This window comes from Empedobacter sp. UBA7248 (assembly GCF_002472945.1).
Taxonomy (GTDB): domain Bacteria; phylum Bacteroidota; class Bacteroidia; order Flavobacteriales; family Weeksellaceae; genus Empedobacter; species Empedobacter falsenii_C.
Window position 1 is genome coordinate 202,201 of sequence record NZ_DKSU01000009.1, and the last position, 21,555, is coordinate 223,755.

Annotated in this window: 21 protein-coding genes; 11 read left to right on the forward strand and 10 right to left on the reverse strand. The window is 31.3% G+C overall.

Annotated elements, in window-relative coordinates:
- Positions 1–31 precede the first annotated feature (31 nt).
- On the forward strand, positions 32–1,339 hold the full coding sequence (gene tilS, locus B4A23_RS10795) for a tRNA lysidine(34) synthetase TilS (protein WP_291119837.1): 1,308 nt from the start codon (positions 32–34) through the stop codon (positions 1,337–1,339).
- Positions 1,333–3,399, forward strand: coding sequence for a protein-disulfide reductase DsbD family protein (locus B4A23_RS10800; RefSeq protein WP_291119840.1), 2,067 nt, complete (start codon positions 1,333–1,335; stop codon positions 3,397–3,399). Before tilS ends, B4A23_RS10800 begins: the two co-directional genes overlap by 7 nt.
- A 72-nt stretch (positions 3,400–3,471) precedes the next feature.
- On the opposite strand, the gene B4A23_RS10805 is transcribed toward B4A23_RS10800, so the two are convergent.
- Positions 3,472–6,570, reverse strand: coding sequence for a M60 family metallopeptidase (locus B4A23_RS10805; RefSeq protein WP_291119843.1), 3,099 nt, complete (start codon positions 6,568–6,570; stop codon positions 3,472–3,474).
- Between the two features lie 186 nt (positions 6,571–6,756).
- The gene (locus B4A23_RS10810; protein ID WP_160279610.1) at positions 6,757–7,089 is read right to left on the reverse strand and encodes a DUF3060 domain-containing protein; all 333 of its coding nucleotides are present in this window, start codon (positions 7,087–7,089) and stop codon (positions 6,757–6,759) included.
- Between the two features lie 92 nt (positions 7,090–7,181).
- Here B4A23_RS10810 and prmC point away from each other — a divergent pair, with 92 nt between their 5' ends.
- From prmC to B4A23_RS10825, 3 genes are all read left to right on the forward strand, one after another.
- Positions 7,182–8,006, forward strand: coding sequence for a peptide chain release factor N(5)-glutamine methyltransferase (prmC, locus tag B4A23_RS10815; RefSeq protein ID WP_291119846.1), 825 nt, complete (start codon positions 7,182–7,184; stop codon positions 8,004–8,006).
- A 123-nt stretch (positions 8,007–8,129) separates the two neighbouring features.
- On the forward strand, positions 8,130–8,657 hold the full coding sequence (locus B4A23_RS10820) for a hypothetical protein (protein WP_180904616.1): 528 nt from the start codon (positions 8,130–8,132) through the stop codon (positions 8,655–8,657).
- Between the two features lie 53 nt (positions 8,658–8,710).
- Positions 8,711–9,277, forward strand: coding sequence for a GNAT family N-acetyltransferase (locus tag B4A23_RS10825; RefSeq protein WP_286512013.1), 567 nt, complete (start codon positions 8,711–8,713; stop codon positions 9,275–9,277).
- Positions 9,278–9,312: 35 nt separating this feature from the next.
- On the opposite strand, the gene B4A23_RS10830 is transcribed toward B4A23_RS10825, so the two are convergent.
- Positions 9,313–10,125: a WG repeat-containing protein gene (locus tag B4A23_RS10830; RefSeq protein WP_291119851.1), complete on the reverse strand. Its 813-nt coding sequence runs from the start codon at positions 10,123–10,125 to the stop codon at positions 9,313–9,315.
- A gap of 131 nt (positions 10,126–10,256) precedes the next feature.
- On the opposite strand from B4A23_RS10830, the gene B4A23_RS10835 reads away from it, so the two are divergent.
- Positions 10,257–11,261 (forward strand): hypothetical protein, encoded by a 1,005-nt coding sequence (locus B4A23_RS10835; RefSeq protein ID WP_291119854.1) that lies wholly within the window; start codon positions 10,257–10,259, stop codon positions 11,259–11,261.
- Positions 11,262–11,297: 36 nt separating this feature from the next.
- Here the strand turns inward: B4A23_RS10835 and B4A23_RS10840 are convergent, their stop codons facing one another.
- Positions 11,298–11,645 (reverse strand): hypothetical protein, encoded by a 348-nt coding sequence (locus tag B4A23_RS10840; protein WP_291119857.1) that lies wholly within the window; start codon positions 11,643–11,645, stop codon positions 11,298–11,300.
- Between the two features lie 90 nt (positions 11,646–11,735).
- On the opposite strand from B4A23_RS10840, the gene lpdA reads away from it, so the two are divergent.
- Together lpdA and B4A23_RS10850 are read left to right on the forward strand one after the other, a co-directional pair.
- Positions 11,736–13,127, forward strand: a complete 1,392-nt coding sequence (gene lpdA, locus B4A23_RS10845; protein ID WP_180906650.1) for a dihydrolipoyl dehydrogenase — start codon at positions 11,736–11,738, stop codon at positions 13,125–13,127.
- Between the two features lie 139 nt (positions 13,128–13,266).
- Complete coding sequence (locus B4A23_RS10850) at positions 13,267–14,112, forward strand: lamin tail domain-containing protein (protein ID WP_286501129.1); 846 nt, start codon at positions 13,267–13,269, stop codon at positions 14,110–14,112.
- A gap of 58 nt (positions 14,113–14,170) precedes the next feature.
- Here the strand turns inward: B4A23_RS10850 and B4A23_RS10855 are convergent, their stop codons facing one another.
- The gene (locus B4A23_RS10855; RefSeq protein ID WP_291072727.1) at positions 14,171–14,383 is read right to left on the reverse strand and encodes a hypothetical protein; all 213 of its coding nucleotides are present in this window, start codon (positions 14,381–14,383) and stop codon (positions 14,171–14,173) included.
- Between the two features lie 92 nt (positions 14,384–14,475).
- On the opposite strand from B4A23_RS10855, the gene B4A23_RS10860 reads away from it, so the two are divergent.
- Positions 14,476–15,300 carry a UDP-2,3-diacylglucosamine diphosphatase gene (locus B4A23_RS10860; protein WP_180906653.1) on the forward strand — a complete coding sequence of 275 codons (825 nt, stop codon included), beginning with the start codon at positions 14,476–14,478 and terminating at the stop codon, positions 15,298–15,300.
- The gene (locus tag B4A23_RS10865) at positions 15,301–16,275 is read left to right on the forward strand and encodes a glycosyltransferase family protein (protein WP_286512007.1); all 975 of its coding nucleotides are present in this window, start codon (positions 15,301–15,303) and stop codon (positions 16,273–16,275) included.
- On the opposite strand, the gene B4A23_RS10870 is transcribed toward B4A23_RS10865, so the two are convergent.
- Genes B4A23_RS10870 through B4A23_RS10890 form a run of 5 tightly spaced genes read right to left on the reverse strand, consistent with a single transcriptional unit; the run spans position 16,272 to position 21,167 of the window.
- Positions 16,272–17,813, reverse strand: a complete 1,542-nt coding sequence (locus B4A23_RS10870) for a TrkH family potassium uptake protein (RefSeq protein ID WP_115000925.1) — start codon at positions 17,811–17,813, stop codon at positions 16,272–16,274. The two genes, B4A23_RS10865 and B4A23_RS10870, sit on opposite strands and share 4 nt — an antisense overlap.
- Positions 17,813–19,180, reverse strand: a complete 1,368-nt coding sequence (gene trkA, locus B4A23_RS10875; RefSeq protein WP_180906656.1) for a Trk system potassium transporter TrkA — start codon at positions 19,178–19,180, stop codon at positions 17,813–17,815. The genes B4A23_RS10870 and trkA overlap by 1 nt, the downstream gene beginning before the upstream one ends.
- A gap of 20 nt (positions 19,181–19,200) precedes the next feature.
- Complete coding sequence (gene prfB, locus B4A23_RS10880; protein WP_291119864.1) at positions 19,201–20,301, reverse strand: peptide chain release factor 2; 1,101 nt, start codon at positions 20,299–20,301, stop codon at positions 19,201–19,203.
- A 26-nt stretch (positions 20,302–20,327) separates the two neighbouring features.
- Positions 20,328–20,726, reverse strand: a complete 399-nt coding sequence (locus B4A23_RS10885; RefSeq protein ID WP_291119867.1) for a hypothetical protein — start codon at positions 20,724–20,726, stop codon at positions 20,328–20,330.
- A gap of 33 nt (positions 20,727–20,759) precedes the next feature.
- Positions 20,760–21,167, reverse strand: coding sequence for a DUF6146 family protein (locus tag B4A23_RS10890; protein WP_291119870.1), 408 nt, complete (start codon positions 21,165–21,167; stop codon positions 20,760–20,762).
- A gap of 38 nt (positions 21,168–21,205) precedes the next feature.
- Between B4A23_RS10890 and B4A23_RS10895 the strand changes: the two genes are divergently transcribed.
- Positions 21,206–21,550, forward strand: a complete 345-nt coding sequence (locus B4A23_RS10895; RefSeq protein WP_286485746.1) for an arsenate reductase family protein — start codon at positions 21,206–21,208, stop codon at positions 21,548–21,550.
- The last annotated feature ends 5 nt before the right edge of the window (positions 21,551–21,555 follow it).

The window sequence follows — 21,555 nt, forward strand, 5'->3', positions numbered from 1 at the left end:
AATTCTTCCTAATTTCGAACATTTATATTTCATGAAAAATAAATCTATACAAGAAGAGTTTAAAGAACTTTTAGATCAACATTCTTTTTCTACGCATCGCTATTTATTGGCGATTAGTGGAGGAATTGATAGCATGGTTTTGTTAGATTTATTTCGTCAAACTGCTGCAAATTTTCAGGTCGCACATTGTAATTTTCAGTTGCGTGAAGAAGACGCAAATGGTGATGAAATGTTTGTGAGAGAATATTGCGGAAAATATAATATTCCATTTCATTCAGTTCGTTTTGATGTTGCAGCTTATCAGAAAACAGGAAATTATTCGGTCGAAATGGCTTGCAGGAATTTGCGTTATGAGTGGTTTGAACAAGTTCAAAAACAAAATCATTTGGATATTTTGGTGACAGCGCATCATTTGGATGATAATATCGAAACATTTTTGATTAATCTTTCTCGTGGAACAGGTTTGAAAGGTTTGGTTGGAATGCAAATTGATAATGGAAAAATTTTTCGTCCACTTTTGAATCTTACGAAAAATGATTTGTTGGAATATGCAAAATCAAATGAAATTAATTGGCGAGAAGATTATACGAATGCGACGGATGATTATACCAGAAATAAGATTCGTCATCACATTACGCCAATCCTAAAAGAGCTTCATCCGCAATTTGATGAGAATTTTTTGTCAAGTTTAAATCATATCAACGATAATTATCAAATTGTACAAAATAAAGTTGAAGAAATTAGAAGTGACTTATTTTCAGGATATAATCCGATTGAAATTGAAATTTCTGCATTAAAAAAACTTCAACCATTAGAAACATTTTTACATTATTTGTTCGAAAAATATGGATTTTCGTCGAGCAAAGAAATTTTGAAATTTTTGGATGCAGAAACGGGAAGTGAAATAAAATCAGCAACTTATCGATTAATTAAAAATCGAGAAAATTTGTTGTTGCAAAAAATAGAAGAAGAAAATGAAGATGAATTAACGATTTTTGATGAGTTAATTGAAATCAATTCGTTAAATTTGAAGTTCGTGAAATCGATAAATCCACACGAAAACGCTACTGAAATAGTAGACTTTACATCAATTTTGTTTCCGCTTAAACTTAGAAAAGTGAAAGAGGGAGATTTCTTTTATCCAATTGGAATGAAAGGTCAAAAAAAATTGTTGAGTAAGTTTATGAAAGATTTGAAACTTTCTAAGTTAGAAAAAGAGAAGGTTTGGTTGCTTTGTGACCAAAAAGATCAGATTATTTGGGTGGTAAATCATCGTTTGGATGAACGTTTCAAAACGACAGAAACAAGTAAAAACTTTTTAAACATTACAGTATGTTAAAGAAACTTTGGATACTTTTTTTGTTTCCAATTTTAATCAACGCACAATTATTTAGTCCTGCAAAATGGTCGAGTTCGGTGAAGGAGGTTGGACAAAATGAGTTTGAAATCGAGGTAACAGGAAAAATTGATAAAGGTTGGCACCTTTATTCAATGAAACATCCTGATGGAGGAATTGGAATTCCAGCAAGTGCATCATTTAAACCAGCTGCAAATGCAAAATTGGTTGGAGGTGCGCGAGAAGTTGGAAAACGTATAGATAAATACAGCCAAATTTTTGAACAAGATGAAAAATATTACGAAAATCAAGTAAAATTTGTTCAAAAAGTGAAAGTTTCAGGTGATAAACCTGTAAATGTATCGTATACAATCGAATTTCAGATGTGTGATGCAGAACGTTGTTTGCCACCAGATGAAACAAGCGGAACGATAAAATTAACGCCTTCCGCAAAAGTTGAAGAGACAAAAGAAGAGGCAAAGCCAGCAGATGCTACAGAAGCAAAAGATACTGTTGCAGTAAATGAAATTACACAAGATTCTGTTCAAGAGGATTCTACAGCAGTTGTTACGATAACACAAGATACAATCAAAAAAGTTGATGATTCTTTATTAGCAGATAACGAAAAGAAAAATAATGGTTTATTGAAAATCTTTTCTTTAGGATTTTTAGGAGGATTAGCAGCGTTATTAATGCCTTGTATTTTCCCAATGATTCCTTTGACAGTAAGTATGTTTACAAAACAAAGTAAATCGAAAGGAGAAGGAGTTGGAAAAGCATTTATTTATGGATTATCAATTATTGTTATTTATGTTGCATTAGGTTTATTGGCGACAGTTATTTTTGGACCATCAGTCCTAAATGAAATGTCAACAAATCCGTGGGTGAATTTAGCATTCTTTGCAATTTTTATTGTATTTGCAATTTCATTTTTCGGAGCTTTCGAATTGACATTACCAAGTAAATGGGTAAATGCAGCTGATAAAGGTGCTGATAAAGGTGGATTAATCGGAATCTTCTTTATGGCATTTACATTAGCATTAGTCTCATTTTCTTGTACAGGACCAATTATTGGCTCGTTATTAGTTCAAGCGACACAAGGAGGGAACTATTATTCGTTAATCGTAGGAATGTTTGGATTCTCTTTAGCATTAGCTATTCCATTTACATTATTTGCGATGTTCCCAGGATGGTTAAATTCAATGCCAAAATCTGGAGGATGGTTAAATACAATCAAAGTTTCATTAGGATTTATTGAATTAGCTTTTGCCTTGAAATTTTTATCAAATGCTGATTTAGTTTGGCAAATGAACTGGCTACCAAGAGAAATTTTCTTAGCATTTTGGATTGCAATTTTTATCTTCTTAGGATTATATCTTTTAGGTAAATTTAGATTAGAATTAGATTCACCTGTACAAACAATTGGTGTTCCGAGAATGTTATTTGCATTGGTTTCAGTATCATTTGCGATTTACATGATTCCAGGTTTATGGGGAGGACCATTAAAATTATTAAGTGGTTTAACACCTCCAATGACATATTCTGAAGCGCCACGAGGTTTCCACGAAGGTGTAGGTGGTGGACAAGCGACAGCTAAATTTGATGATCCTAATATGGTTGCTGGACCTCATGGAATTCCTGCATTCAAAGATTTTGATCAGGCTGCAGCTTATGCAACGAAAGTTGGAAAACCAATGTTGTTAGATTTCACGGGACATGCATGTGCAAACTGTCGTAAAGTTGAAGAACGTGTTTGGAGTGATGAGCGTGTGAAGAAAATTTTGGCTGAAGATGTTATTTTAGTTTCTTTATATGTTGACGAAGCAAAAGAATTACCAGAAGATCAAAAAGTATTTTCGAAAGCATTAGATCGTAATTTGAAAACAGTAGGTAACAAATGGACTTCTTTCGAGATTGAACATTTCAATGCAAATGCACAACCTTATTATATTTTGGTTGACAAAGATTTGAATCGTTTCTCAAAACCTTTAGAAGCTGAACTTGATGTAGAAGTTTACTTAAAATGGTTACAAGATGGAATCGCGAAGTATAAAGCGAAATAATTATCTTTATATATAGAAATAAAAACTCCCGCAAATGCGGGAGTTTTTTGGTTTTAGAACTAATGAATCAAATTATTCTTTAATAACCTTTTTTGTATAGTTTGAAGTTTCATTTTTCAATGTAACAACATAAATACCTTTTGGTAACGATTTGAATTTTGAATTAACCGTTTTATTTAATTCATCTATATTTCCAATTGTATTTGTTATGACTTTTCCATTGATGTCAATCACACTTAAATTGTATTGTCCTTTTGAATTGTTAAGTGTAATCTTAATACTTGAGTCATTTTTGATTGGATTTGGAACAATATTAAAATCAGTTGATTTGATACTTTCGCTGGTAGATAAATTAGTTGGATAAACTAGTATTTTAGCACCATCGAAACCAATAGCATATACTTTTTTAGCTTCGGTAGGGAAATCTACAAACGTATTTTTAAGCGTAACATCTCCTGTACCTAAAACAGAAACAGAAATTAATTCGTCTTCTTCATTGTAAGTTTCGTAAGCAACAGCATTTGCCCATTTTGCAGTTTCAACAGTTAAAAACGTTCCGTTCGTATTTGTTACAATAGTAGCACCTTCACCTGTTTTCCCAGAAAGTTTTAATTTGTCTTTGTAAATATTTACATTAAATGAGTTTAGATAATGCATTACTGGAGAAACTGGTTTTGGATAATTTTTGGATTTGATATACGATTTTGCTTCATCAATCATTTCTTGCGTAACAATGATAGTAACTATTCCGTAATCATCAATTTCTTTAGTAACAGGAGTGAAGAATCCTATATTTGTAAAGAAGTCAGTTAAGTCCTCTTGTACAGCATCTACTAAATCTTTAGCGAAATTTAGATTATTTTGACCCATTGTTATTTTAGAAGAATCTCTATTTCTTGCTTGTTCAGCAGTATAAGCAAACCAATGTGCGTAATCAATACCAGTTGAAGGTGAAATAGTAGTGTTTTTTAACTCGTCTGACATATCATTATCAAAAGCTAAAGTTGGTGCACCTTTAGCAGCTCCAGCTAATTGATAATACAAACTTAATTGCCAAAATGGAACTAATTTTCTGAAATGAGGATCATCATCAATATCGTTAAAACTTTTTTTGTTGATTAATGTATGTTTGATAAATTCACCATATCTGTTTCCTGATACTTTAGGATAATTAGTAGCATCTCCTGTTTCTGATTCAACCCTTAGATAATTAATACTTCCATTTTGTTTAATTAGATTATAAGTAGCCCAAACTGAATAAATATTATTTGTAACTTCTGTAGTTCCAGTCCATTTTAAATCTGGTCTAATTTGGTTAACATGTCCCAATTCATGAGCTATACCCCAAACATCTAATCCTGTTGGAGAAGCTGAGTTTGCAGCACCCCAAGTTAAATCTAAATGTGCTCCAGTTCCGCCAGCAAACCAACCACCTTTATTCTCTGTGTAAACTAATTGTTTTGTGTTAAAGTCTTTATTGTATTTGAAGAATCCCATCAATTCTCTTTCAGATTTTGTAATAGCATCGTATTTGTCTATTAAGGCTTGAGGAGAATTAACATTATATAATTTTACAGGAGTTTTATCAATAATAAGGTGCGTGTAATATCCTACAATATCTACTTTAGAATAAACGTTATTTTCTACTATTTCTTTCCATTTTTCAGCTGTTGTAGAGTAGGTATTATAAACACCATTTACGATACCTGATACTACATTTAATTTTATATTTGGTAGATTATTAGAATCAGAATAATAAGAGATATATCCTAATCCATTATTTTTCATCTCAATGGCATTTATTCCATTTGTCAAAGGGTAGGAGATATCAGTTACATTTGCTTCATTTGCAGAATCTCTAACACGTAAATATACACTTTCACCAGAAGGAATACCACTTACAAACATAACGCTAGTTGTTTTTTCCGAAAAAACTATTCCAGTTGGATTTTCGTAAGCATTGTAATTTCCTATTTTGTATTCTTTATTGATAGAAGCTATTGTTTTATATGCTTTATGTTCGTTAACACGATCTATTTTTTTGTATTTATTATCTAATAAACATTGTGCTAAAGATTTAACAAATGGAGATGTAGTAATTCCATCAATTGTTTGTTGATTTACACCTGAATTTAATTCTGAGAATAAATCATCTTTAAATATAGTTGAATACTTTTTCTGATCAAACTTGTTTGAATTTTTTTGATAAAATTCCATCTCGGCAACACTTGCAAAATTTCCTTTGCCATCTAAAATTTCTAATTTGATAGAGGAAGGTTTTATTTGTGATGGAAAAGATATATTTCTTACATCGTTTGTTTGCGCAAAATCTTGTGTAGAAATTTCAATATAAGTAGGATCAGCTATAGTATTATAACTAACTTTTACTTTTCCTAATAAACCATTTACTCCACCATCATTTCTTGGATAATAGATCAGATAATCTAATGGTGTGTTTCCATCAAAAGCATAAATTAATGAAATAGGGAAAGTTTTGTCAGTAGAATTGTAGTTAGAATGATAAAGCGTATTGTAATCTCCATCAAATGATTGCTCGATGTTTTCCCCTGTTTGAAAACTTGATGCTGACGAACCTGCAACTAATGGAGAAACTTTCATATCCTTATAGTTTGAGAACTCATTTGTTTGTATTACACACTCCGAAGCTATTGGAGCAATTTGATCAGACGAGTAAAACTCAACTTCCGCAGCACTCGAGAAATTTCCTAAAGCAGCATTCACTTTTATTCTAATGACTGCTGGATTGATAATTTCTTTATCAAAATCAAATTTTTTAGATGTAGAATCTCCAGCCCATGTTATAGCACTAGTAGTCGCAGTTTTGAAATTTGTTGGATCATCTTTAGTTGAATATAAAATTTCAACATTTGTCCAAATCCCATTAGTACCAGTTTGCCTTGGAAAATAGGCAAGGGATTTTATAGATTTAACTTGATTATTGAAACTAAAATCTAATTGATCTGGAATACCAGTTTGATTCCATTTAGAATGATACATTGTCGTTAATATACCATCTGCGCTAAAAGTAGCTTCATTACCACTTTGTGCCTCTTGTTTAGAAGTAACACTAGAGACAGGCATTTTGTAATCCTGTGCAAAAGAATTTATACCAAGTAAAATCATACTTAGTAGGAAGTAATTTTTTTTCATAAATAATTTGTGTTAATTGATATTTTGTTGTTTAGACAAGTTAATTAATACATTTTATTTATAATTAGCTAAAAATCAATTTGTAAAAAAAATAAGGAAATATGAAGAAATAAAGAATCCCTTTCTTTAATAATACAATTAAGAAAGAGATTCTAACTATTAAAGACATAATAAATGAAAAGATTTTTACTGCTTTTTGATAATTGTATTGTTATTTCCCTCAATTATTTGAGGTAATTTACCATTTTTAGATAAAGCTTTACGATAATATAATGTATTTCCTTCGCCAGCTAATTCAGCAGAAGTTAATCCATTAACAGATATTGTATTATTTGTTCCCATGATCTCAACTTTGGTACAATCTCCTTTCAAATTGATCACATGTCCACTCCCACCAACTTCTACTTTTTGTCCCTTACAATCTAACGTTAGTTTTTTATTATTTCCATCAATTTCTATCTGCGCAAAAGAAAGGTGACTAATAAATAACATCGTAACAGCACATAATAATTTATTCATTTTCATTGTGATTTATTTTTTGGTTACTTTTTAGAAATCAAGAATCGTGCACTTTCAATTAATAAAATCTAACTTTACAAAAATTTAACAGAATGACTTTAGTTGAGCTAAAACAATTGTTTTTAGATAAATTGCAATTACTATATGATAAAGAAGAAGCTTCTCATATTTTCATGATTTATGTAGAAGATAAGTTGAATCTTGATTTATCTAGCCAAGTTGAAATTGAATTAACGACTGAAATTTTATCAGATTTAGAGCAATTAAAAAAAGGTCAACCGATACAGCATATTACTGGAAAAGCTTTTTTCTATAATGATTTCTTTTTTGTGAATGAGAATACATTAATTCCTCGTCCTGAAACGGAAGAATTGGTCGAATTAATTAGAAATGATTATGTACAAAATCAAGATATTTCTATGATTGATTTAGGGACAGGAACAGGATGTATTCCTATTTCGTTGGCAAAATTATTTCCAAATGCAAAAGTTTCTGCGTTAGATATTTCTGAAAAAGCGTTGGAAATAGCGCAATTAAATGCTGAAACTTTAAAAGTTAATATAAATTTTTATCATAATAATTTACTGGAGGACATTCAATTAAACCAGAAATTTGATGTAATTATTTCAAATCCACCTTATATCCGAAATCTTGAAAAAGAAGAAATGCATCAAAATGTTTTAAATTTTGAACCTCATTTGGCGCTTTTTGTTGAAAATGATGATGCTTTAATTTTTTATGAAAGAGTAATAGGTTTTGCTAAAAATCATTTGAAAGAGAATGGAAAAATTTATTGCGAAATCAATCAATATTTGGGAGAAGAAACAAAACAATTATTCCAAAAGTTTTATCAAAATGTAATCATTCACAAAGATATTTCTGGAAATGATCGTATGTTAAGTGCTTCTAATCAATAATTATTTATAAAAATCTTGTTTTATTTTCTGAAAAGATTTAATTTTAATTCAATAATCGTTCGCAATTTGGTATTAAAATTGTTAGAATTGATTCTTATTATTAAAACAATTAAATAAACAACTATGAAAAAATTATTTGTATTAGTGGCAGTTGCTTCATTATCATTTGCTACTTCTTGTAAACAAGAAACTTCAAAAACAACTGAAACTAATGTAACTGTAGATTCATTAGCGAACGACTCTACGGCTGTTATCAAAGAAACGACAACTACAACAACTACATTATCAGAAACTGATGCAAAAGCGAAAGTAGATGAAGCAAAGAAAGCTTTAGATGAAGCAAAAGCGAAAGGTGATAAAGCTGCAACAGAGGCTGCGCAAAAAGCTTATGACGATGCTAATAAAGCGTGGATTGATGCAAAAGCTGCTGTAAATAATGCTGCTCAAGATGTAAAAGATGGAGTGAATAATGCAGTAGACAAAGTAGATGCAAAAGCTAATCAAGCAAAAGAAGATATTAATACAGCTGCAAAAGACGCAAAAGCTGATATTAATGCGGCTGCAAAAGATGTGAAAGCAGAAGCGAAAGAAGCTGGAGAAAAAGCAAAAGAAGGATATAACAATACGTTAGATAAATTAAAAGCGAAATAATTTCAAAATAATTATTGCTAACTTAGCCTTGAGAAATCTCAAGGCTATTTTTTATGTTAAATTTTAGAGAAGCAACAAAGACAGATGCGTTATCAATTGCAAAATTGATGATGTTAGCAATGGATAAAATCGTTTATGATTTTATCGGAAAAACAGATTATGAAGAAGGAGTTAACTTCTTGAAAAAATTAATTGAACAAGAAGAAAATCAATATAGTTATCAAAATACAGTTGTTGTAGAATATGATAAGCAATTTGCTGGAACAACAACTTTTTATGATGGCGGAAAATTAGAAGAACTTCGAAAACCTGTTTTAGAATTATTGAAAAATGATTATAACCAAATTATTCATCCGCAAGATGAAACACAAGCAGGTGAAATATATATTGATACCATTGCAGTTTCTGAAGATTTTAGAGGAAAAGGAATTGGTTCTAAAATATTGGATTATTTGATTGATGAAATAGGAAATAAGCAAGGCAAAACATTAGGTTTATTGGTTGACTTTACAAACCCGAATGCAAAGAAATTGTACGAAAGAAAAGGTTTTGAAGTGGTTGGAGAAAAAATGTTGATGAAGGAAAATCATGAACATATGCAATACAAACCAAAACAATAGATAATAAAAAAAGAGCTTTCAGAAAAGCTCTTTTTTTATTTCATTACCCCTAATTGAGTTAAGATTTTTTCTTCGTACGGATCGATTGTAAATTGTTCAAATTTCACAAAATCTTTTCCATCTTTTAAGTAACCTAATTGATAATTTTGACGAATAACAGCTTGATTTTCGAAACTTTCTAAAATTGGTAATTCAGAAATTGGACTTAAAATTTGTTCGTCTTTGGTAGAAATTAATCCAAAATGCATCAAATAATTCTCTTTTGATAAGAAATATGGAAAATAAGCTAATATGTCTGGACGCTCAATTTTTAGTGAAGTAGCTTCTCCAAAAGTGGCAAAATTTTGATCGACAGGTGTTAAATATTCGTATTGATAAGCTATAATCAGCTGATTATTTTTATCAATCATTCCCCATTTCCCATCTTTTTCAACTCCAGCTAAACCAGCTCTAAAATCTGTACAACCATCATATTCGAACGGGATCACAACTTGATTTAATAAATCAATAAAACCCCATTTTCCGTCTTTTTTTACAGCACAAATATTCTCAATAAAATCACTCGTTAAATCATATTCGAACGGAATCAAAATTTGGTTAGATTTTGTTATAATTCCCCACTTATTATCTTTTTGCGCGCTGTAGGCATTAACAGTTGTAAGTACAAGTTGTTGATATTCGAACGGAATAATCACATTTCCTTCTTTATCTATTAAACCAAATTGATTATCAATAGATATTGGTGCCAAATTATTGCGATCGAAAACAGTTAAATCTTCAAATGTCGTTGTTTCTTTGTGAACAAAATCGTCAAACTGGTCTGTATCTTTTGGTGATATTTTAGTCATAATTCTATAATTCGACGCAAAATTAATTAATCAAAAATTAATAGTTTGCATATAAATTTTAAAATATCCGATTTTAAACACTTTTTGTAAATAAAATTCTTATTTTTGTGAGAAAGCTTAAAATATAACCTATGAATATTTTTACTAAACTATTTTTAACCACAACTGTTATGGCGAGTAGTTTTGTTGCTGCTCAACAAGATAGTATAAACATTACTAATTTACCAACTACGATTAATAAAGATTATTCTTTTGAAGGAATATGGAAAATTTCTAACGACGGAAATACATCTAACTATAAAATTTCTGGAGGAAAATTGACAAATTATTCAAACAAAACAAGTCAGACTTTATTTCTTGATTTATATTTTGCTCCATCAAAAACATCTGTAGATTTATATAATTTACCGAATAAAATCAATACAAATGCACAATTAGGGAATTTAGAAGGTAACGGAACTAGTTTCAATAATGTGATTGTAACATTCAAAGGTTCTGATGTGCAAGCTTTATCGCAAGGAGATTATACACCAATTTTGTTATTGAAAGAAAAAGAATCTGGTTCTATTTTGAATTATAAAGTTTTGAGTAATAAAATTTCTTTAGAATCTAATAATATATTAATAGATAAAGTTGTAAAGAATGTAGAATTACCTCAGGTTACAAATGATAATACTTTAGCTTCTACAAAGAATATAGATGCTACTTTATCAGATATATACACACCTGTTGAGAGTTCTTTAGATATAGAAAATGCAAATAGAAAAGTAAAATTATCAGGCGTTTGGAAGTTAGAAATTGATTTTAATAATTTGATGGTTACCGTAGATGGAATCAACAATTCTATTCAAAATTTAGGATCAAAACCGACAAATAAGTTAAAGCTATTGGTTTATTTTTCAAAACAAAATATTTCGGATGCTAAAGAAATAGATGGTTTTGAATTATTAAACTTCGATATATTTCCGATTTCCGGAAATACTAAGGCAGAAAAGCTAACTTTTACTTCTAACATTACAAAACTAGTACCTGCTGGAGAATATTATCCAATTTTAGTTCTTACAGAGAAAAATGATGAAGGTAATTATATTATAAAATCTACACTAGGGTTAGGTGAAAAATATATTTGGAAATAAGATCTAATATATTATATAAAAATAAAAAAGCAACGATTATTTCGTTGCTTTTTTTGTTAAATACTGTTCAAACTTCAATCCTTTTATGTTGTAAGGATCAAATCCTTTGTATAAATCTTCTAATAATTGCATTACTTGAAAATAAGTAAATAATACTGAATATGAAGCTTGTTCTTGATAAACAGGGATTTCTACTAAAAATAAAAATCGATCATATTTCGAAATCTGAACAGTATTCCCATCTTGATTCATCAAACCAATATAACTTCCGTCATAATCAGGTAGGTTATGAAAAATCTCAATAGCTTGTGATAAACTACCTTCTAAAGGTAATTCAGTTTCGATTTGTAAGCCGTCAGCGTAATTTTCAAAGAATATTTTCACATTGCAAAAGTAAGAAATTTTAATCTATTTTAAGGAATTCCTTTTTTTTCGGGTTATAATTATTAAATTAGCATTCAAATTATGGAAAAAATGAGTTACGACATTATAGTTATTGGAAGTGGTCCTGGAGGATACGTTGCAGCAATTAGAGCAGCACAATTAGGTAAAAAAGTAGCAATCGTAGAAAAAGCTGAATTAGGAGGAATCTGTCTTAACTGGGGATGTATACCTACAAAAGCTTTATTAAAATCTGCTCAAGTATTCAAATACTTAAATCATGCAGAAGATTTTGGAATTAACTTACCTTCAGATATTTCATTCGAATTTGGAAATGTAGTTTCTCGTAGTAGAGGAGTGGCGGATCGTATGAGTAAAGGTGTTCAATTCTTAATGAAGAAGAACAAAATTGAAGTAATTCAAGGTGAAGCAAAAGTTTTACCAGGAAAAAAAGTAAAAGTTACTGCAGCAGATGGTTCTGTTAGCGAATTATCTTCAGAAAATATAATTATTGCAACTGGTGCACGTTCTCGTGAATTACCTGCATTACCGCAAGATGGTAAAAAAGTAATTGGTTATCGTGGTGCATTAGCAATGGAAAAACAACCAAAATCAATGATTGTTGTAGGTTCTGGTGCGATTGGAGTAGAGTTTGCTCATTTCTACAATACATTAGGAACAAAGGTGACAATTGTAGAGTTTTTACCACGCATTGTAAATGTTGAAGATGAAGATATTTCGAAACAATTACAACTATCTCTTAAAAAATCAGGAATCAATATCTTAACAAATGCAGAAGTTACAGGAGTTGATACAACTGGAGATTTAGTAAAAGCAACAATTAAAACTGCTAAAGGTGAAGAAATCATCGAAGCTGAAGTTGTTTTATCTGCTGTTGGTGTTGTTCCAAATACAGAAAATATCGGTCTTGAAGAAGTTGGTATTGCAACTGAAAGAGGTAAAATTGTTATCAATGATTTCTGTGAAACATCTGTAAAAGGATATTACGCGATTGGTGATGTTGTAAAAGGAGCAGATTTAGCACACTTAGCATCAGCTCAAGGTATTTTATGTGTTGAGCATATTGCTGGTGAAAAAGTAGAACCAATCGACTACGGAAATATCCCAGGTTGTACATATTGTTCACCAGAAATTGCATCTGTTGGGCTTACAGAAGCAAAAGCAAAAGAAGCAGGCTACGAAGTGAAAGTTGGTAAATTCCCATTCTCTGCAAATGGAAAAGCTGTTGCAAATGGAGCTGCTGATGGATTCGTAAAAGTTGTTTTTGATGCGAAATATGGTGAATGGTTAGGATGTCATATGATTGGTGATGGAGTAACTGAAATGATTGCTGAGGCAGTTGTTGCACGTAAATTAGAAACGACTGCACATGAAATTATGAAATCAGTACACGCTCACCCAACAATGGCAGAAGCTATTATGGAAGCGGTAGAAGATGCATATGGACATGCAATTCATATCTAAGAAATAAAATTAATATTTATAGTTGAAGCAGCCTTTTGGCTGCTTTTTTAGTTTTACCAAATCGTTAATTTTTTGCGTATTGTATATTGATTTAGTTTTTTAACTATCTTTATGATAATAATTTAAAAACAGATATAATATGAAAAAATTTTATTCTTTGGTAGCATTTGCTGCATTATCTACTTTATCGTTTGGACAAGTTGTGATTAGTCAAGTTTATGGTGGAGGAGGAAATTCGGGTGCAAAATATACGCATGACTTTATTGAGTTGTTTAATAGAGGCTCTCAAGCTGTTACATTAAAAGGTCATTCACTTCAATATGCTTCTGCTACAGGTACTGTTAGTGCAGCTAATACACAAGTATTAGCAGATATTACAATTCAGCCAGGTAAATATTATTTAATTCAACAAGCTAAAGGTAGTAGTGGTACAGATGCTTTGCCAACTCCTGATCAAGTTCCTACTACAGCTCTTGCATTAGGAGCCACAAACGGTAAAGTAGCACTTGTTTCTAATGTTGATCCAATAACTGATATAACAGATAAAGATATCGTTGATTTTGTAGGTTTTGGAACGTCTAATGAATATGAAGGATCTGGTCCTACTGCGGCTTTATCTAATACTGATTCTGCTCAAAGAAAGTTAAAAGGATGTCAAGATACAAATGATAATAAAAATGATTTTGACGTAGCTGCTGCTGCTCCTAGAAATGGACAGACGGCTGCAAATGTTTGTACAAATTTGAGTACAGATAATTTAACATTAACTAAAGCAGTTTCTAATACATTATGGACAAATACAGCTTCTTTTAATGTAAAAGATAAAACAATTGTAGAAGTTTACAATATTAACGGACAATTGGTAAAATCTTTCGAAGTTAAAGGTGTTCAAAATGTAGACGTTTCTTCATTAGTTAAAGGAACTTATGTAGTTAAAACAACTTCTAACGGAAAATCTTCTACTCAAAAAGTAGTAAAAAAATAAGAAAGAATATATTCTTAATTTAGCAAGAAAGCGATTCAGTTTACTGAATCGCTTTTATTTATTCTTTTAATTTCTGAATCTTAAAACCTGCATCTGTCACGGCTTCCACAACCTCTTCTTCATCTTCGGTTGTTGTCACAGTCAGTACTTTTCGTTCATCAGAAGTATCAACTTTCCAATTGTCTTCACCTACAGCTTCATCCAAAAAAGGTTTTACAGATTTGATACAGCTTTCACAATTTATATTTGTTTTGAATTTCAATTCGCTCATAACTTTACAATTTAGACTCAAATTTATAAAGATTTCATAAGATTAAAAAAACGTTTAAGTAATATTTGATTTCGAAATTTAAATAAAAATCAATGAAGCGTAATCTTGATGTTGTTGTTATTTCGGATGTGCATTTAGGAACTTTTGGTTGCAAAGCACAAGAATTGTTGGCTTACTTACAGTCAATCAATCCAAAAAAAATTATTCTCAATGGTGATATTGTGGATATTTGGAATTTCAAGAAAAGTTATTTTCCAGAAACGCATCTTCAAATCATTAGTTATTTATTGAATTTATCTGAACAAGGAATTCCAATCGTTTATATCACTGGAAATCATGATGAATTGTTGCGTAAATTTACGACAATGCGTTTTGGGAATATTCTTTTAACGGATAAATATATGTTGAAACAGAATGATAAAGTCGCATGGATTTTTCATGGAGATGTGTTTGATGCCTCTATTCAACATTCGAAATGGATTGCTAAATTAGGAGGTTGGGGTTATGATAAATTAATTCAGTTGAATTATTTTATCAATAAATGTTTAGAGTTTTTTGGAAGGGAACGTTATTCACTGTCTCAAAAGATTAAAAACTCAGTTAAAAAAGCGGTGAAGCATATCAATGATTTTGAACAAACTGCTGCCGAATTAGCGATCGAAAATGAATATGATTACGTGGTTTGTGGACATATTCATCAGCCACAATTGCGAAAAGTAAAAACGGATAAAGGAACTTGTGTGTATATGAATTCGGGAGATTGGATTGAGAATTTATCGGCTTTAGAATGTGTAGACGGAAATTGGTCAGTGTTTTATTTTGAAGAACACAAACATACTTTGATGCAAAATTTAGAAGAAATCGAGTTCAATTATTCATTGGATGAATTGATTGTTTCAATTCTCAATAAGAAGTAAATGAAAATTTTATATGCTTTACAAGGAACGGGAAATGGACACTTGGCTCGTGCTCAAAAAATGTTACCAATCCTCGAAGAATACGGAGATTTGGATGTTTTTGTAAGTGGCTCTAATTCACAATTACAACTCGAGAATTTTCAATTTAAACATCATAAAGGATTGTCATTATTTTATAATCAGATGGGAAAAGTTTCATATAAACGAATTTTTAAGGAGAATAGTTTTAAATCTTTTTGGAATGAAGTGAATCATTTTCCAATTGAAAAATATGACTTGATTATTAATGATTTTGAACCAATTACGGCACATTCAGCAAGAAAGAAAAAGATAAATATTGTTGGATTGAGTCATCAAGCTTCGCTTTTATTTGATGAAACGCCAAAAGTGAAAAATAAAACAGGTGAAACGATTTTGAAATATTACGCACCAACTTCTAAGCATTACGGTTTTCATTTCGAAGAATATAATGATGCTATTTTTTTGCCAATCATTCGAGATAAAATTAGAGCATTGCACCCAAAACAAAAAGATTATTATTTGGTGTATTTACCAAGTTTTCATCCAACTGAAATTATGGAGAAATTATCATTCATTAAAGATTCAAAATGGAAAGTTTTTTCACCTTTTGTGAAAGATGTTACGCGTCAATTTAATGTTGAAATTTATCCAATTGATGAACGTCTTTTTACTAGAACTTTAGAAAATTGCAAAGGAGTTTTATGCGGTGCTGGTTTCGAATTGCCAGCTGAAAGTATTTATCTTCAAAAGAAGCTTTTTGTGATTCCGATCAAAGGTCAATACGAACAATTGTGTAACTGCGAGGCTTTAAAAATGATTGGCGTTGATTATTCATATGATTTGAATGTCGAACAATTGCAACGTTGGGTGGATTCGAATAAAATTATTGAGAAAGATTTCCCAGATCAAACCGAAGAAATCATTCAAAAAGTAATATTAGAAGCGTCTCATTAATTATTTTTCCAGAAAGCAGGCGTAAATAAAATTAAGATTGTATAAAGTTCTAATCGACCTAAAACCATTAAAAAACAACATAATAATTTTGCACTATCCGTTAAAGAATTCATTGAGGTACCCGGACCAAATTCGCCAATTCCCGGACCTACGTTTCCTAAAGTGGAAGCAGTTAATGTTAAAGAGGCCAAAATATCTTGGAAACTCATTGTTATACCATAATTCAAAAGCGCAAACAAAATAGAACTCACAATCCACGTAAACATAAACATGACAAAGAATGCCATGACGTGGAAAACAATAGATTGATTCAGCGAACGATTATTGTAACGAACCGGAATAATTGCGTTTGGATGTAAAATACGTTTAAATTCGATCCAGCTATTTTTTAATAAAATGACGTGTCTGATAACTGTAATTCCTCCAGATGTAGAACCTGCCGAACCTCCGATGAAGAACAGGGAGAAGAAAATAAGTGTGGTTACGGTTAACCAACTTGTGTAATCTTCCATTGCCAAAGCGGTTGTAGATGCGATAGAAACGACGTGAAATAATGAGCTTCTGAATGAATGTTCGAAGTTGAACCACGAATAAGTTTCGACGGAATAACTAGGATAAATATTGAAAAATAATACGACAAAAACGATAAATGTAACGACAGCAAGTAAGCCAACCCACCAGCGAAACTCTTCATTTTTCCATACTTTTTTGAATTGTCCTTTAATCAATAAATAAATCAAGGCAAAGTTTGTTCCGCCCAAAAACATCATCACGATTAATACATATTGAATAAAAACATTGTTATTCCAATACATCAAACCTTCATTTTTAGTAGAAAAACCTGCGGTTGCAATCACACTCATCGAATGATTTGCAGCATCAAATAAATTCATTCCACCAAAATAAAGCAACATCGCAAAAAAAGCAGTTAATCCTAAATAAACTAACCAAAGGTTTTTCGCTGTTTCTGTAATTCGAGGGTGAATTTTATCCGTATAAATTCCAGGAGCTTCTGCCATAAAAAGCTGTCGACCACCAATTCCAAGAAACGGTAAAATCGCAATTGTCAAAACGATAATTCCCATACCACCAATCCAATTGGTTGTACTTCGCCAAAACAATATACTTTTTGGGAGACTTTCTACATCATCATAAATTGATGTTCCAGTAGCTGTATAACCAGAAACGGTTTCGTAAACAATGTTGACAAAACTAAAATTCTCATTGATAATATGATCGTTGGGTAAAAATATTAACGAGGTAACATAGGGCAAACAGCCCGAAAGAATCAAGAAAAGCCATCCGACACAAACCACAATATAACCTTCGCGTTTGTTGATGTGTTTTCTTCTGTCACGCGTAAAATACATCATTGCAGCTCCCGATAATCCTACTAAACTCCCCGAAACTAAAAAAGGGTAGAGTAGATGATCATTAAAATAAATGCTGACACATGTTGCAATAAACATAAAGAGCGCATTTAATAGTAATAAAACACCCGAAAGATTCAGGATTACTTTGATGTTAAGTGATTTCATTATTTAAAATATTTGGTCACTTTTGGAATTAAATTCGCTTGACTAAAAACAACAACATGATCTTTTGGTTCGATAATGAAATCTTTGGTTGGAATAAATCCATCATTTCTACGAACAATTCCAGCAATAATAGCACCTTCTTTAAATGGAAAATCGCTTACTTTTTTGAATGCGATTTCAGAATTTTCGTGAATACGGAATTCTAAAACTTCGGCATCTAAATCAGAAATTCCTGTTACATCCATTACAGAACCTTGTCGAATATAACGGAAAATACTATCTGCGGTTAAGAGTTTTTTATTGATAAAAGCGTTAATTCCAACTTCTTGACTAAGATGAATATAGTCGATATTTTCGACCAAAGCAATTGTTTTTTTAACACCTTTTGATTTTGCTAAAAGACATGACATAATATTCGTTTCCGAACTTCCTGTCACAGCAATAAAAGCATCCGAATCAGAAATACCTTCTTCCAATAACAATTCTCCATCTCGACCATCACCATTGATAATCAAAATGTTATTCAAATCATCAGCTAAATCAAAAGCTTTGTTTCGGTTGATTTCTAATAGCTTAACGTTGTGCTTGTTATCTTTTAAAAGTTTGGCAACTTTGACACCAATACTTCCACCTCCTAAAACAATTACATTTTTGAAATATTCTTGTTTCTTTCCAAGGATTTTATAAACTTCTAAAATTCCAGCTTTTTTGACAATAAAATAAACGTGGTCGTCAATTCTAAATTCAGTTTCAGCTTCAGGAATAATGGTTTGATATTCGCCACGTTCGTTGCTACGGATAATTGCAATTGGCATCAAAAGATTGTCTTCACCACCTTTTGTCGTCAAATACATGTCTTTGTACTGCTTGTCCAAAATTTTACAATCTGCATCCAAAACAGTTCCAACCATAAAAAGTTGACCATTTGCAAAGGGATGCATCGCATTGAAAGCAGATTGTTGAACAAGAGAATAAATCTCATCAGCCGCTAATTTTTCAGGGCTAATTAATGCATCAATTCCCATTCCTTGAACCCAAAATTGATTTTCTTTGTAAAGAAATTCAGGATTCGAAATGCGAGCTAATGTACGTTTTGCCCCTAAATCTTTTGCAATCGAAGCACTAGTAAGGTTTGTGTTTTGAAGATGAGTGACCGATATAAAAATATCTGTATCATCAATTCCAACTTCGCGCAAAGCCTTGAAAGAAGTGATATCACCACGATAAGCCATTACATCTAACGAGTTTTCGATCATCAACAATTTGTCCTTGTCCATGTCCATGATGACGATGTCATTCATTTCATTAGAAAGTAATTTAGCCAAATGAAAACCAACTTCTCCAGCGCCTCCGATTAATATTTTCATGAAAGAAATTTAGCGTAAAACTATTTTGACGTTTCTTTTTGCCCCATTAACATTAGGAACGATTTTAAGAATTCGTCTATATCACCGTTCATTACAGCATCCACATTACCTGTTTCAGTTCCTGTTCTGACGTCTTTTACCAATTTGTATGGATGCATCACATAATTACGAATTTGAGAACCCCATTCGATTTTCATCTTATTTGCTTCAATCTCATTACGTGCAGCCATTTTTTTCTCTAATTCAATCTTGTACAATTCAGATTTTAACATCTCCATTGCACGTTCGCGATTGGCTAACTGAGAACGTTCAACCTGACAAACAACCACAATTCCTGTAGGTTTGTGTGTTAACTGAACTTTCGTTTCAACCTTATTTACATTTTGTCCACCAGCTCCACCAGAACGAGACGTTTGCAATTCGATATCTGCAGGATTGATTTCAATCTCGATTGTATCATCCACAATTGGCGAAACATAAACCGAAACGAAACTTGTGTGACGCTTTGCATTACTATCAAAAGGCGAAATACGCACCAAACGATGCACACCATTTTCTCCTTTTAGATAACCGAAAGCAAATTCGCCATCCACTTCTAATGTTACCGTTTTTACACCTGCAACATCACCCGCTTGATAGTTTAATTCTTTTACTTTATATCCATGTTTTTCAGCCCACATCAAATACATACGCATCAACATAGAAGCCCAATCACAAGATTCTGTACCTCCAGCTCCCGCAGTAATTTGAAGAATTGCACCAAGATTATCTCCTTCTTCTGAAAGCATATTCTTGAATTCTATATCTTCTAAAAGCTTAGCAACAACAGTATATTGTTCCATTACTTCTTCGTCATTTACCTCGCCTTCGCGGTTAAATTCTACTAAAACTTCGACATCATTTACTGCATTTGCAATTGTTTGGTATTCATCGATCCATTTCTTTTTACCACGCAAACCTTTCATAAAAGCTTCGGCTTCTTTCGGGTTGTTCCAAAATTCAGGAGAAGCAGCGTGTTCTTCTTCATTTTGAACTTCGATTTCTTTTTGTTCGATTTCCAAATATTCGTGCAAATCTTGTGTACGTTTTTGGATGTCTTTTAGTAATTCGTTGTTAAACATAATTGCAAATGTATAAAAATAGGAGGTTAAGCATTAATCACTTTATCATCTTTTCCGTTCCAAGAAAGAATTTTATAAGTAAAACCTTCTTCTGTTTTAATTTCTTGGTCTTTTAGCATCAAAAAAGTATCGTCCCAATCGCCCTCATCATAACTAATTACCCAGAATAATTGGTTAAACAACAAACCTTCCAAAATATACAAAAGTTCCTCCACAGAATCTACTTCGTAAGTTGTAAAAGGAAAAGAAGATTTGATCCAAATCTTATCATCATCCGAAGTCTGAATATAAAGATCTCCAAAAGTTGATTTGTATTCATTCTCGATATGAAATTCTAATAATTCGGTATCTTTCTTGTGAAGCCCCGTGAAATCTGGAATTGCTTCAATAATTTGATTATATATTTTGATTGAAAAATCGTTCATCTTTCTGAAATTAGCTTGCAAAAATAAACGATATTATCTAATTCTGACGCGATATTTATGTTCAATAAATCGAAAAAAGTTAAATAATTTGTATTCAAAATCGTAACCATAATCAACAGAAGGATCCAAATCTATACTCACCGCATACAAATCTGGATTATATGTCATCGGTTGCATATGTCGTTGATTCCAAATCATTACATATTGGCGGTTTTTTTGTTCGTAATATTCTTTCGAATATGATTCTTTGGGTAATGCAGTTGTTTTTAAATAAATATCATATTGAGGATCAAATACTACAATATCATAATCACCATCTTCATTCGGTTCAAATTTTAATGAATTCTCATCTTTATTCGGAACTGAATTTTGTGTGGATTGATTGGTTGTACAAGCAAAAAATAGGAGAGAAACGCTGATAAATAAAAATAGCTTTTTCATAATCTTTAATTTAATTAAATTTACTAAAAAATAACGATATGTACACGATTTTGCATAATTCGCGTTGCGGTAAAAGTAGAGATGCGATTAAAATTTTAGAAGAATCTGGAAAAGATTTTGTAGTAAGAGAATATTTGAAAGAACCTTTGACGAAAGACGAATTGAAAGAAGTTTTGACTAAACTAAATCTAAAACCACTTGACATTGTGCGTACAAATGAAGAAGATTGGAAAGCAAATTTTAAAGGAAAAGATCTTTCTGATGATGAAGTTTTGAATGCTTTGGTTGAATATCCAAAATTGATTCAACGTCCTATTGTAACAGATGAAAAAAGTGGAGTAATAGGTCGTCCAAAAGAATTAGTAGAAGATTTTATTAAGTAAAATTG